Source organism: Bacteroides sp. AM07-18 (assembly GCF_003602695.1).
GTDB classification, from domain to species: domain Bacteria; phylum Bacteroidota; class Bacteroidia; order Bacteroidales; family Bacteroidaceae; genus Bacteroides; species Bacteroides uniformis.
Window position 1 is genome coordinate 86,774 of record NZ_QTLM01000004.1, and the last position, 14,301, is coordinate 101,074.

Consider the following 14,301-nt stretch of genomic DNA (forward strand, 5'->3'; position numbering starts at 1 on the left):
ATGTTTTTCATTTTAATAAGTTCATAAAAATCAGAATGTCACACTCAAACCAAGAACAACCTTCTTTGAATTAGGATAACTACCTTTATCCACACCTAATGAATTTCCGACACCGGTAACTTCAGGGTCAAAACCAGGATAGTCTGTAAAAGTAAAGAAGTCCTCAAGTGAGCCATATATACGTAGATTTTCAATTGCTACCTTCTTAATCAGTTGCTTCGGGAAAGAATAACCTAACTGAATCTGTTTAATTTTAAAATAAGAACCGTCAAATACACAACCGGAAGAAGTCAGATACTTGGTATAATCTGTAGCGCCTGATGCAGGAGTCTTCCCATTGCGATTGCTTTCTGTCCAGCGGTTTTTTGTAAAATAAGTCAGCTGATTCAAATTGTAATCCACACGGTTCAAGCCACAGAACACATCGTTACCTTGAGAACCCGTACCAAACAAGATAAAATCAAATCCCTTCCAAGCTGCATTCAAGGTAATACCATAAGTATAGTCGGCAATTCCCTTACCAATTTCTGTCTTATCATTATCCGTAATACCTTCTACACCATCAATATCTCTAAAGATTGGCTCACCGGTTTTTGAATCCACACCCATGAAATCATAACCATAAAAATACCACGCGGGCTTACCTACCTCAAAACGAGTAATGGCTCCATAAGTCACATAAGTAGCCCCATCAATACTTGATAAAGACTCATGCATCTTGGTCACTTTATTCTTCAATGTAGCAACGTTGGCACGGACACCATAAGCAAAGTCACCAATACGATCTTGCCATCCCAGTTCCAATTCAAACCCCTTGTTCGTAATATTACCGGCATTAACTGGCGAGAAACTGTTACCTACTACAGTTGAAGCCTTAATGCCCGAAACAATCAGGTCTTTTGTCTTTTTATGGAAATAATCGGCTGTAACAGTCAAACGGCTATTCAAGAAACGGGCATCAATACCTATATTGGTTTGTTCAGAAGTTTCCCATTTAAGTCCGTCATTACCGGTAGCAGAGGGAGCATAACCATTGATGTAAGAGAAATTATTATTATCACCTACAGCCAAATGCCCGGTAGCACCAATTGATACATTCCATTTATAACCGCCCAATGATGCAGTAGAACCATTCTGTCCCCAACTGGCACGGAGCTTTAATTGTGACAGCCAGTCTTCAGTTCCTTTCATAAAATTTTCCTCCGAAAGAACCCAACCCAAAGAAACTGCCGGGAAATAGCCCCAACGTTTGTTCTTTGGCAACACAGAGAGGTCAGCAGCATCGGCACGCAGTGAGAACTGAGCCATGTACTTTCCGGCATAGTCATAATTCAAACGTCCGAAGTAAGATAATTTACGAGTATAGGTAGGCTCACCACCACTTACATCCTTTACAGCATCAGATGTAGCATAGGCAAAGTAGAAGAAATTAGGATCATTCTGCAAGAAACCCAAATGCGAAACTCTGTTAATCACATTTCCCCACATATCTGTAGTATCTTCATTATATCCCTTCTTACTTCCGCTAACGCCATAAGAACGGCTCTGACTATAAGAAGTTCCCAACATCAATGTTGCGTTGTGTTTGCCAAAAGAACGGGTGTAGTTCAAAAAGTTCTCCCACTGATAATAGGTTGGGCTATAATCCGAAGCCGAAACCTCCACCCAATCACGTTTAGCCTTGTCAGTATAGTAATAAGATTGCCCCACGCCATAAGAGGAAGTTGAAGCCAAACGATAAGAAAGACGAGAAGTAACGGTAAGCCCCTTGATAGGCATAAAATTCAAATAAGTAGAACCATTGATATTAAAGCCTCTGTTCTTGGTATAAGAGTTGTCACGCATGGCAAAAGGATTGATAGCTTCGGCATTGCCAGTGAAAGCTGATACACCATAAAGGTTGCCGTTTCCATCGCCCAACATATTCTTATGATCCTTATAGATGGTAGCCATATTCAACGGCAAGTCATCAATAGGATAAAGAGGCTTGGTCAGAGGGTCTAATTGTAATACAGAAAGCATCATGCTACCATACTCATTGCCCTCGGCTACGGACTGAGTTTTGTAGTGCTCAATCTGATTATTGGTACCTACCTCCAGCCAAGGTTTGATTTTCCAGCTGGCATTTACCATTCCCGTGAGTCGTTCATAAGTATCGGCATTGCCGACAATCATACCGTCGTTATCAAGGTGGGACAATGACAGATAGAAAGAACCTCTGTCGCTACCACCTTGGAAAGTCACATTATGACGTACCATCGAACTGTTTTCAAAAGCCTCATCGACCCAATCCGTATCGGTTTTTCCATCCCAATAGGTATCAAAAGCACTCTGGGTAAGCTTCTTGTTTTCCAAGAAGAATTCCTTATACTGCGCAGCATTCATTACTTCGGGTACTTTACCCAAACTCTGTGAAGTATATTGAAAATCGTATGTGATTTTACCGTTTCCTTTTCCTTTCTTTGTAGTAATCAATACTACACCGTTACCGGCAGCAGCGCCATAGATAGCTGCAGAAGCACCATCCTTCAAAACTTCCATAGACTCAATGTCATTAGGGTCAATACCACCAATATCGCTGGCAATACGTCCATCCACTACATACAGCGGATCGCAAGAGCCGTTAGAACTTATTCCACGGATACGCACCTGTGGAGAAGCACCCGGTTTAGCAGATGCACTGAGCACTTGCACACCAGCAGTTTTACCCTGCAATGCCTGCTCAGCACGGGTAATGGTACGTGCTTCCATATCTTCTGATTTTACCGAAGATACGGCACCGGTCAGTGAACTTTTCTTCTGCACGCCATAACCTACCACCACCACTTCATCCAGCGTTTTAGTGTCTTCTTTCAATATCACATTCATTACTCCTGCCACTGCTTTCTTTTCTTGTGTCAGGTAGCCGATGTAGGAATAGACAATCGTCGCTCCTTCTTTCACAGACAAAGAGTAGTTGCCGTCCATATCCGTAATGACACCGTTGGTAGTGCCTTTCTCAAAGATACTCACGCCAATCATCGGTTCATTCAGGTCGTCAGTAACCCTACCGTTCACCTTTATAGTCTGGGCTTGTGCCAGACTGAAAGGAAGACAGATCAATAGGAAGAGTGCCATAGCTGCAAGTCTCTTCCGAGCTGTTTGCTTCAGATTTTGTTTCATTTGATTAAATTAGATTTATGTTAATAATAAAAGGTTTCTTAAGAAAGTGTCAGAACCCACGTGTAGGAAATGCCATCACTACCTCCAGCAGTTCCTTGTCATGGTTATACTTCACTTGGCAATCGTTATTGAAAATCATCGTTGCTCCCTTTTCTGCGGTATAAGGTTCCCACTCGGGTAACCCTTCGGCATTGGGATTGCCCGTACGGGCAAAGTTCAACCACGCGCTGCTCATCTTTTCGCCCAAAGCTTGTGCTTCAGCGCCACCCCCGGTCATGGAAGCGTGGCGCACTACATTGTTGAAGGCAAAGGGAATGTCCATGCAGTGCGTGCTGCGAAACATGCCGTCAAGTACGGGCGATTCCCACGCGAACATGTACATATAGACCGGAGCACCCTGCTGCGCAGCTTTCAGTTTAGCCTGCTCCACAGCACCGGGACGGAACACGAAGTCCACATCCACCAAATCTTTAGGCTGATAGCCGGGGTAGGCTTTCTCGAAAGCGGTAAGGAACTCGTCCGTACGTTCGCCGTATTTCTTTTGCAGGAATTCCACCGCTTTTTCTTTGGTAATGGTACGAAAAGCGGGGACATAAGTACTCATGGTAAATTCGTGCAGAGTAGTGCCAATCATTACCGGAATGCCCTTGCTTTGTGCTGGAGCTTGAGGGTCGAAAGGCTGTACGGGCAGTACATCGCCGTCCACCGTAGGCGCCCAGCCAAAAATGAAGGAAGACACCCCCTCCTTCTCTGCCTCTGCACGCACTTTGGCTATCGCCTTGTCACCGGCGGCAAGCACCTTGTCATACGGCATCTTGCAGAGTTCGTCTATCTGCGAAGCCTTCAGACCAAGTTCTTCCATCACGGCACTGCCAATGCGACGAGAATACTTTTGCTCCATCGTGCGAAGCATAGATCCGCTTTGTACAATGGCTTTATGGAACAAGCCTCTCGCCGATGGCGTGGCAAGTAGCGTAGAGACCTTGCCTCCTCCACCGGATTGACCGAAAATGGTAACATTCCGAGCATCTCCACCGAAGGATTCTATATTCTTATTCACCCATTGCAGTGCCGCCACCAGATCAAGCAGTCCGGCATTGCCCGATTTTGCATATTTATCGCCATAGGCGGAAAGGTCGAGAAAACCCAGGACGTTGAGACGATGATTCAGCGTCACAACCACTGCATCCCCTTTCTTTGCCAGATTTGTTCCGTCATACGAGGGAAGCTCCTGACCACTGCCGGCGGAATAACCTCCACCATGCAGCCACACCATGACGGGGCGTTTCTTCCCGTCTTTCAGTCCCGGTGTCCAGATATTCACCCGCAGACAATTCTCGTCAGGATAACCGTCATCCCAGTTGAAGGCAAACGCCTGCTCGTCGCTGTACCATCCCATGCGCTTGCCTTGCGGACAAGTAGGGCCATAGGCACGGCTGCTGCGGACGCCTTCCCATTTATCAGCGGCCACGGGCGGCATAAAACGTTCGGCTTTGGCATATGGGATACCTTTATATATATAGATACCATTTTCCACATATCCGGCTACTTTTCCTGATTCGGTCTCGGCAATGGCGGTTGCCGAAGAAGCCGTAATCTCCCCCTCCTGCCCACAAGCAGATGCTTTCTCTATTTTAGCTGTCCCTCCGCACGAGGAAAGTAGGATGGCGGAGAATGCTAACACTGACAAGAATTGCTTTTTCATATTATGTATTAGTTTTATGTTTTTATGATTGCAATATTAGCACATTCTCCCCAGAAGGATTTTCTACGTTATCCAAACGGCTTTCCCCGATGTTCAAAACAGCTTTCTCCAATGTTCAAATGTTTGCAGATTTGTTCAAAACATGCTCTCCGGCAGTCTCTCTCTCAATTTTTATGAGTATTTTCGCATCGTAATGCAGAGATTCGTTGAACAAAACAAATGGATGACATGCCAATGCTTTTAGTCTACACTATATATTATGAAATACATTAAATACTTACTTCTATTGTGTTTAATCACCGCGTGCAATCCGTCGGACACAAAGCCCACACCGGAAGGCAGCATCGAAAGCCCCGTCATCACCAATGACCTCTCCAATCAGAAGGTCACCGCCTTTGCCGAAGATGCACAAGGACACATTTGGATAGGAACTTCACGAGGGGTAAACAAATATAATGTACACGAATATCATCAGTATTACTGTACGGATGACTCGCTGGATATACCCGATAATCAAATCAACGACCTCTTCCGTGATTCACAAGGCCGGTTGTGGGTAGTCACCGTAAATGGAACCAGCCTATACACAGACAAAGATAATTTCCAAAATATCCCACTGGACTTCCCCAATAAAAACGGCATCCAAATACTCGAGAACAAAGACGGAAAGATTTTTCTGAACATGATGCACAACCTTGCCGTATATAATCCACAAACACACAAATTTGACGTACCCATCAAGATATTTGACCCAAACTATACCTTCAACAACCGCTGCTTCATAGACCAGAGCAACAAACTGTGGGCAGTGACCCCACTGTCTCTGCGCCGCTACAACTCCTCCACACTAGCGCTGGAAGACTCCATTCCAATGCAAGGCATTTTTCCCACCCACTTCTTCATGCACACCAACGGAATCCTATGGCTGGCGGGAAACCGCCAGATAACATTGTTCGACACACATACGCACAAATTCAAGGAAACACCCCAAGCCCTTCGGAGCCATCCGTTGCTGCTGCATGCCAACGTCAACTACATCCACCCTTACGGCAGCAACAGCCTGCTGCTGAATACCGACCAACAAGGAATGTTTCTCTACAACTACGTGGAAGGATACGTGATACATCAGAGCGAAAACGGTTTTCCCTTCGAAGTGCCTCACTTCAAGATAAGCACCATGTTTACCGACTCACAGAAAAACCTGTGGATAGGCTCTGTAGACCAAGGCTATGTCGTGCGTTACAACTATAAAGAACGTTTCAACACCAATAATCATCTCAGCTCATACCTGAACCGAAAGTCAGTGCTGTCCGTGGCAGTGGACAAGGAGCGAAATCTCTGGATGGCCACCATGATAGACGGGCTGTACGTTTACAACATGGACAGCCACGAAGTGAAAGAAGTGGACTCGGCTGGACTTCCGGGAAAAAGCGCTACCGACAAACCGGACATCACACGCGTATTCGTAGATGATGAGGGCTACATCTGGCTGGCGGCCCTCTATGCGAGCAAGGTGATGAAATGCAGCTATAAAAACGGCATACTGAAGACAGAGTCTATTCATGACATCTTCCTACCACTGTCGTTTGCACAAGATCGTTGTGGAACAATTTGGGTGGGTACATACAGCCCTAAACTTTATGCCAAAAAGCGTAAAGAAAAAGAATTTGTCCAAACAAAAGTATTTTCCTGGACGGGAACCTTCATACCCGGACTCCTTCCACGCAACAACGGAAAGATGTGGACCACTGCCTTCATGAACCCAGTCATGCAAATCAATCCCGACAATTGGGAAAGCGCTGAAGTACCATTCGAGAACACCGACTGGCAAGCTTGTATCCAACGTTCAGTATTCATCCCTACCGACATCTTCGAAGACAGTCGTGGAGATGTATGGATTGGGACCGTCAGCAACGGACTGCTGCACTATTCTGCCGCCACCGGAAAAATCGAGACCATAGAGGGTACACCCTGCCGGGACATCTCTTGCATTGAGGAAGATGCACAAGGCAATATATGGGCAGGCACACAATACGGGCTGGGCAAATATGACCGCACCGTAGGGAAATTTACCAACTACTATGCCGCCGACGGCATAGGCGGCAATCAGTTTTACGACCGTTCTTCATGCCGCCTGCCCGACGGGACACTTGTTTTTGGCGGTACGCACGGGCTGACTTTCTTCAACCCTATGGACGTAAGTACCAAACGGGAAATTCCACTGCTCTTCGAGGATTTGAAGATACACAACCGGTTGGCACGCCCACAAGACAGCGAAAGTATAGACAAGCACCTCTCCTACCGACCGGACATCTGCCTGGACCACAATCAGAATGGTTTCAGCATCTCCTTTGCCGCACTGGACTACTGCGAATATGAACGCGTACATTATTATTACAAGATGGACGGTTTCGACAAATATTGGATTGATGCCCGCAACAACCGCGAGGCCTACTATGCCAATCTGCCTGCCGGTACCTACACCTTCAAAGTTAAAATAACCAATAACGACAAGAGCATTGTAGAAAGGGAGAATTCCATACGCGTCATCGTAAAGCCCGCCCCTTGGCAAACGTGGTGGGCATGGTGTATCTATCTGCTTATTGCCGCCGCCATCATCGGTATCTTCATCCGTGCCTGGCTACGTATCAAGCAGGAAAAAGAAACCACCCGGCGTGCCAAACTTGAGAAGGAGCAGGAACAACGGGTGAACCGCATGAACATGAGTTTCTTTGCCAACATCTCGCACGAGTTCCGCACCCCGCTCACCATGATTTCGGGCCCGGTGACACAACTTTGCGAAAGTCCCAAGATAGAGGGAGAAAACAAACAACTGCTTTACATCGTACAACGCAGTGTGGGGCGCATGCTCCGTCTGGTGAACCAGCTGATGGACTTCAACAAACTGGAGAATGACACCCTGAAGCTGCGAGTGAAACGGACTGACATCATCTCGCAACTGCAACGCTTTGTAGATATTTTCCGCATCAACGCCAACGAGAAAGGCATCGCACTGAACACTTATGGCCTGGAGGATACTTTCCTCATGTGGCTGGACGTGGACAAGCTGGACAAGATTGTAGGAAACCTGCTTTCAAACGCCTTGAAGTTCACTCCGAACGGTGGGAAAGTGGAACTGTGCTTCGACGTCATTACCCGCGAAGAGGCTGCGCGTCTCTTTACGCTGACCGACAAAGACATCGACACGCAATACGTCAAAGTTGCCGTGGCCGACAGCGGGAACGGAATCCCCGAGGAACAGTTGGAGAAGGTATTCGAACGCTACTACCAACTGGACAATCAATCCAAAGGCACCTATAACTGGGGAACCGGCATCGGCTTGTACTACGCCCGCAGCCTGGCGCTGCTGCATCACGGCTACCTGAAAGCCGGTAACCGTACCGAAGGAAGCGGAGCCGTCTTCACCCTGCTGCTGCCGGTGAATGACCTCTCCTATACCCCCGAAGAATGTACCCTCCCCGAAGAAGAACAGAACAAGGCGTTTCCGATACAAACGGAAGAACAGTATCAACTGGAAAACACAGAGAGCATCCGGCAACAAAAGCAAACCCTGCTGGTGGTAGACGATGATACGGAAGTGGCCCACTACCTGAAGGCCCTGCTTTCTCCCGTCTACAACGTTGTCTGCCGCTTCGATGCCGACAGCGCCTTCAAAGCCATGAGCGAAGAAGCTCCCGACCTCGTACTGAGCGATGTAGTGATGCCCGGAAGAAACGGTTACGACCTCTGCCGACAGATAAAGGAAGACTTGCAACTATGCCACATCCCCGTGATACTGGTAACAGCCAAAGCTACTGTAGAGAACCAGGTGGAAGGTCTGAATACCGGTGCAGATGCCTACGTAACGAAACCTTTCGAGCCCAACTACCTGCTGGCGCTTATCAAATCCCAGCTGAAGAACCGTGAGAAAGTGCGCAGTCTCCTGAGCCGTTCCACCCAAACGGATGAGATTGAGGAGAACGTGCTCTCCCCGCAAGACAACACCTTCATGACCGAACTTTACCACCTGATGGAAAACGAACTCTCCAATCCGGAACTGGACGTGGCGCGCATGACCGAGCTGCTGAAAATCTCCCGCACCAAATTCTATTACAAGGTAAAGGGGCTGACGGGTGAGAACCCCAGCGTATTCTTCAAGACCTACAAGCTGAACCGTGCCGCCAAATTGATAAAGGAAGGGAAATATACCATCTCAGAGATAGCGGACATGACGGGATTCAGTACACTGTCCCATTTCTCGACCAGCTTCAAGAAACAATTCGGGGCGACGCCGAGCGAATACAGCAAGTAAAAAACCAGTCGGTTCAAATTTATTCATTACATTTGTACCATTCTTAAAAAAACTTTTTATCCATGGCACACCGACTGAATACCAACAAGCAGTTTATGATAGGCAACGGCATCCTTGCTTTCGCCGTGATTTTTGTAGTTGTCATCTTTGTCTACATGAGCATGAGGCTGCAACAACGGAAAGAAGGAGAACGCAACTTCATCGAGACATACACCATCACACTGACGAAAGGATTTGCCGGAGATTCCACTTCCATATTCATCAACGACAGCCTGCTGGTGAACCGCACCATTGCAGAAGAACCTTTCACCATCGAAGTGAAACGCTTTGCCGAGCAAAACGCACTCATGATTGTAAACAATGCAACTGAAAAGCTTTCCTTATTTGAGCTAAGCGAAAAAGGGGGCGAATACCGGTTCGAGAAGGAAGGGGAAGAGGTGAAGCAGCTGGCAAAAAATTAGGGATAAAAAGTTGTGAAGCATTTTGCTCTCATATTTCGGAGTCAACAAGCTTTTTCCTGGCTTACCAACAGCCACTACAAAGACATCACATAACTTTTGCAGTGCTACTGCAAAGACATTACACAACTCCTGCAGTGACACTGCAGCGATACTGCATACCTTTTGCAGCGTTACTGCAAAACAGTTGCAGTGTCACTGCAAAGGTATTGCAGCAGCACTGCAAAAGGAGTGCAGTGACAGTGCAAGAGGTATGCAGTAGTTTTGCAGTATCACTGTCTGTAAAACAAGGAACTACTTACCGTCCATACTAATCTCTAACCATTTATTTTCGTTTGATATTTCCGAAGCTCCGCTCTCAATGCTTGTGCCTTTCCATCAGTCATCCGGTCGAGCAAATCCCAGAAACGCTCCCCGTGATTCATCTCGCGGGTATGTGCCAGTTCGTGCAGTAGCACGTAGTCTATCAGATGCTTGGGAAGAAGTACCAGATAATAGGAAAGGTTGATATTGCCTTGTGCCGAACAGCTTCCCCAACGCCCGCTGCTGGAATTTATCTTCACACTCTTGTAAGGAAGGTTGTGCTGCATGGAAAGCATATACAGACGGGGCGGAAGAATAATCTTCGCATTTCGCCGTAAAGCTTCCTCAATTACCTTGCGCAGCCAAGCCTGCAACTTCTCATCCGAGAAATCGGCATCAGGAGGACAGATTATCTGCATTTCCCCCAATTCCGAACGGGACAAGAACCGTTCCCGTTGTCCGCTGACCAACGTCAGTTTAAAGAACTCCGTATCAATGCGGTAATCCAAATCAATCAGCTTTCTGACCTGCTTCTGTCTGGCAGCCCTCAAACGCGGACGAAGCTGCTCGATGGCATTCTCTACCTCGGCAAGAGAAGTCCGGGGAGGCACGGTCACGTGAATTCCATCCTCCTTTGTACGGAAAGTGAGACGCCGTGCCCGGGCATTGACCCGGACAAACAAAGGACCTAGCTCTTTATCTTCTATAATGCGGTTTACTGTCATAAATCAAAGCCTCTCCCGTAGGAAGGGGCGGGGAAGAGGCTTTGCAAATGAACAAAGAATCGTCCAAAAAAGCAAGCAAACACCTGACAAAAGCGGACGGAGTGTCCGATAATGAACACTATGTAAAAGTTATTACACTTTAGTTATCAGCGACTTACACTTGTGGCACAATAATTGATTAAAGTATGATGACCGAGCGTCCTTTGAAAAAAGCATTTCTACATGCAACTTTTTCAAGGCAAATCACGTCTAACTAATAAATACTGAATCACAAAAAACAAAAAAATATGAAAGCTCTAACAACATTTATCGCAATCGCCTTATTGGCATTCAGTACAACCGCTTGTTCACAACAACACACATACCGTTCCGGAGGCTTCGGCAGCAAGACGGTCAAGGCAAGCAAGAACTATGTAACCAAAGACATAAAAGTGAACAACTTCACCAAGCTGAGTGTAGCCGGCAGCCCCGACGTGACCTACACGCAGAAGTCCGGCAAACCGACAGTGGAAGTATACACCTCGGACAACATTGTAGACTTACTGGATATCCGTGTCAAGGACAATACTCTCTACATCGGCTTCAAGAAGAATGTCAGCGTATCCTACAATAAACTGGAAGTACGTGTGTCCGCAGAAAAGTTGAACGGCATTGCCGTGGCAGGTTCGGGAGACGTGGAACTGAAAAACGGACTGAAGACGGACAACCTCAAAATTTCCGTAGCCGGTTCGGGTGACATCAGTGGAAACAACATCTCCTGCATAGACCTCGATATTTCCATCGCAGGCTCGGGAGACATCAACAGCAGCGACATCACTTGCAATGACCTCCAAGTATCCGTTGCAGGTTCAGGTGACATGAAGCTGAACAACGTAACGGCCAACTTCACCAAAGCATCCGTTGCCGGTTCGGGCACCGCTATCCTGAGTGGCAGCACCCAAGAAGCTGAATACAGTGTGGCAGGTTCGGGTGATTTGTTTGCTTCCGATTTCGTTGCCAAGAAAGCATCCGCCAGTGTTGCCGGTTCAGGCGACATCAAGTGCCATGCCACAGATTTCCTGAAAGTACGCACCAGCGGAAGTGGCAGTGTAGGCTACAAGGGCAATCCGGAACTGGATTATCCGAAGAAAGGACTGTATAAGCTCTAACATTGGAAAATATAGACTTTAAGATTAATAATTATAAGCCTAAACTAAATTCTCTCTCAAATAATTACCTATAAAGATGACGAAGGACTCCCGCGAGGAAGTCCTTCGTTTTTTGTACGCCCCACATCTCCGAAGCACGGGAACAACTATCATTTATCTACATTCAGAATACCCGACTCATTGTCGCTGTTATTGATGCGTCTGTCGGATGATTTGTAACGCTTGCCGAACTCGAAGTTATAACTCAGCTTGATAACCGCCATCTGTCCTATCTCTTTCGCATGGCTCCACGAGGTATAGGGTGCCACTTTGCTTACCCGTTCCTTACCCGTCTTGTAGTTGTTGGTGAACGGGAACATCATCCCTACCCCCAGCTGCAGGCGCTTGTGGGTATAAGTGGCCAGAATGGCAGTCTGATTCTCGCCCTTATAAATCGTTTCGCCCATCAGTTCGTTCGCCCTTTTACTGAATTGTCCCAACAGAGAGAACTGCTTATAATTGAACACGGCAACCAGATTGTAATAGAAGTCATTATACGTATGGGTATAGGTATTGCCGTTAGACCAGTAACGTGTAAATCCACCATCTATACTCAGCGTCAGGAAATTCTTCAGACTACCAATGTTCAGTCCGCGGAATGTGAAAGAAGGGCCAAAGCGCAGAAACTGTGCAGAACGCTGGTTCTCGCTCATCGAAACCAACTTGTCTCCCTCGGCAAACACACTCTCCATGATGATATTCTTGTGATAGCCATGTGTCACATTCAGCATGAAGACGAACTTCTGCTTCATATAGGAGTAGTTCAACGTATTGTTAAAGACACTGTAAGTCTCCAATGCCGGATTGCCGCGTACTATCTGGATGGTATCTATCGCCTGCTCCACATTGGTCAACGCACTGAGCGAAGGAATCTTGGGTTCGACATTGAACCGATAGTTGATGTTGCCGTTCTTGTGCGGCGAGAAGTTCAGACGGACAGTGGGGGTAAAGGTGTAATAGGTATGTTCCTCCCCTCCTTCCTTGAAATAAGAGCGGGTCAATCCGGCACTCACACCATAACTCACTTTCTTGATATTTCCCTGCACCTCGGCAAACGCCGCTGTCTTTGCCTGGTTCATTTCCGAAACGACGGGTGAGGAGCCTGCATACTCGTTCCTGGCATACATCCGGTAGTGCCGCAATCCGGAACTGAATACGAGGGACTTGAAACGCTTGTCGTAGATGGCTTCACCGATGATGGAACGCTTGTTTCCCGTCACATCGGTTTCAAGCATCGCCAGGTCTTCGGCTTGAGGAGTATATTCGTGGTAGAGCCTGTTATTGTCGGTGTGCATCAGCGTACCGGTCACGCTCATCGTAAGCATCTGATTCTTCGGTAATGTACGCTGGTAATAAAGGTCGAGCGAAGGAGTGTAGCCGGACTGCTTGTTCTTCAGTCCGGAGAAGATATAGTTATCGGCATCCGCAGCATCATACAGCTTGTTCGACTGGTTCAGAGAGGGAGCATCATAGATACTGTTGCGGAACACGACGTTGAATACGTACTTATCCTGCTCCGTCAGATTGTAAGAGAGGTCGATATTGTGGGTAAAGTGCTTGTTTTGGTCGTGAAGCCCCTCCTGCACACGATGTATCGTCTTATTTTCCAACACATATGTCTCATCTATATCCGTATACGTTTTCTTGAAGTTACGGGCAGACAAGTTATAGAACAATCCCCATTGTGACTTTTTATGATTGAACTTGGCCACCACATTGTCCTCGCTAAACAATATGTGGGGAGCATTAGTGGCTTGTATATTGACCAGTCCGCCCGTTTCGCGGCGGCGGACAATGATGTCTACCACAGCCCCCAGGCTGCTGTCGCCATAGCGCTCTCCCGGATTTTCAATGAATTCTATTCTTACAATCTCCTTGGGCAGGAGGGCTGCCACTTCGGTGGAGGTAGCCACAATACCGTTGATACGTGTCTGTACACTACCGCCATTGGCTTCCAGGCCTTTGCCAAGAGCATCCACCTTCAAGTGCGGAATGGCAAGGTTCAGCATCAGGTCGTAGGGATTGTAGGAATTCTTCATGGCAGTGGCGGTAGGTACTACAACCATGCGGTCTACTTTCTGCGTGATATTGCTGCCCGATATCACCACCTCGTCCAGCGCTACCGACTGTTCTTTCAAGATGATATCCCCCATCTCTACAGTGCCTTGGGGGTTCTTGATGACAATCTGCTCGTCGATATAACCGATGTAGGAGAATTTCAGCAGGAAATCTGAACCGGTGGCGGTTTTCAGAATGAATTTACCTTTTCCATTCGTAGTGCTTCCCGTAACGAATGAAGAGTCGGGTAAGGAAATCAGGGCTACATTGACAAATTCCACCGGCCGGTTCTGCTCGTCTATTACCGTACCGTTCACTTTCACTGTTTGCGCCGCTGCGGCAAAGCTACCCAATAGGTATATGATAGCTATAACAAGAATCTTTTTCATAA

General features: G+C 47.1%; 7 protein-coding genes. 3 read left to right on the forward strand and 4 right to left on the reverse strand.

Translation table 11 applies throughout. The features are described 5' to 3' along the window. Window positions 1-30 precede the first annotated feature (30 nt). Together DW096_RS07850 and DW096_RS07855 are read right to left on the reverse strand one after the other, a co-directional pair. Entirely contained in the window at window positions 31-3,162 is a 3,132-nt protein-coding gene (locus DW096_RS07850; RefSeq protein ID WP_005825858.1) for a TonB-dependent receptor, read from the reverse strand. Window positions 3,163-3,211: 49 nt separating this feature from the next. Next, on the reverse strand, window positions 3,212-4,867 hold the full coding sequence (locus DW096_RS07855) for a carboxylesterase/lipase family protein (protein WP_005825859.1): 1,656 nt from the start codon (window positions 4,865-4,867) through the stop codon (window positions 3,212-3,214). Window positions 4,868-5,126: 259 nt separating this feature from the next. Here DW096_RS07855 and DW096_RS07860 point away from each other — a divergent pair, with 259 nt between their 5' ends. After that, the gene (locus tag DW096_RS07860; protein WP_005825860.1) at window positions 5,127-9,179 is read left to right on the forward strand and encodes a hybrid sensor histidine kinase/response regulator transcription factor; all 4,053 of its coding nucleotides are present in this window, start codon (window positions 5,127-5,129) and stop codon (window positions 9,177-9,179) included. A gap of 62 nt (window positions 9,180-9,241) precedes the next feature. Then, window positions 9,242-9,640, forward strand: a complete 399-nt coding sequence (locus DW096_RS07865) for a hypothetical protein (RefSeq protein WP_005825862.1) — start codon at window positions 9,242-9,244, stop codon at window positions 9,638-9,640. 314 nt (window positions 9,641-9,954) lie between these two features. Here the strand turns inward: DW096_RS07865 and DW096_RS07870 are convergent, their stop codons facing one another. Beyond that, window positions 9,955-10,665 (reverse strand): SprT family zinc-dependent metalloprotease, encoded by a 711-nt coding sequence (locus DW096_RS07870; RefSeq protein ID WP_118930957.1) that lies wholly within the window; start codon window positions 10,663-10,665, stop codon window positions 9,955-9,957. Between the two features lie 287 nt (window positions 10,666-10,952). Between DW096_RS07870 and DW096_RS07875 the strand changes: the two genes are divergently transcribed. Continuing rightward, on the forward strand, window positions 10,953-11,813 hold the full coding sequence (locus DW096_RS07875; protein ID WP_005833734.1) for a head GIN domain-containing protein: 861 nt from the start codon (window positions 10,953-10,955) through the stop codon (window positions 11,811-11,813). 149 nt (window positions 11,814-11,962) lie between these two features. Here DW096_RS07875 and DW096_RS07880 read toward each other — a convergent pair whose 3' ends face one another. Next, complete coding sequence (locus DW096_RS07880; RefSeq protein WP_005833736.1) at window positions 11,963-14,299, reverse strand: TonB-dependent receptor; 2,337 nt, start codon at window positions 14,297-14,299, stop codon at window positions 11,963-11,965. Window positions 14,300-14,301 lie beyond the last annotated feature (2 nt).

What these genes read in the sequence shown, in the direction of transcription:
- DW096_RS07850 (WP_005825858.1), bottom strand. Translation starts at nt 3,162, where the DNA reads ATGAAACAAAATCTGAAGCAAACAGCTCGGAAGAGACTTGCAGCTATG.
- DW096_RS07855 (WP_005825859.1), bottom strand. Translation starts at nt 4,867, where the DNA reads ATGAAAAAGCAATTCTTGTCAGTGTTAGCATTCTCCGCCATCCTACTT.
- DW096_RS07860 (WP_005825860.1), top strand. Translation starts at nt 5,127, where the DNA reads ATGAAATACATTAAATACTTACTTCTATTGTGTTTAATCACCGCGTGC.
- DW096_RS07865 (WP_005825862.1), top strand. Translation starts at nt 9,242, where the DNA reads ATGGCACACCGACTGAATACCAACAAGCAGTTTATGATAGGCAACGGC.
- DW096_RS07870 (WP_118930957.1), bottom strand. Translation starts at nt 10,665, where the DNA reads ATGACAGTAAACCGCATTATAGAAGATAAAGAGCTAGGTCCTTTGTTT.
- DW096_RS07875 (WP_005833734.1), top strand. Translation starts at nt 10,953, where the DNA reads ATGAAAGCTCTAACAACATTTATCGCAATCGCCTTATTGGCATTCAGT.
- DW096_RS07880 (WP_005833736.1), bottom strand. Translation starts at nt 14,299, where the DNA reads ATGAAAAAGATTCTTGTTATAGCTATCATATACCTATTGGGTAGCTTT.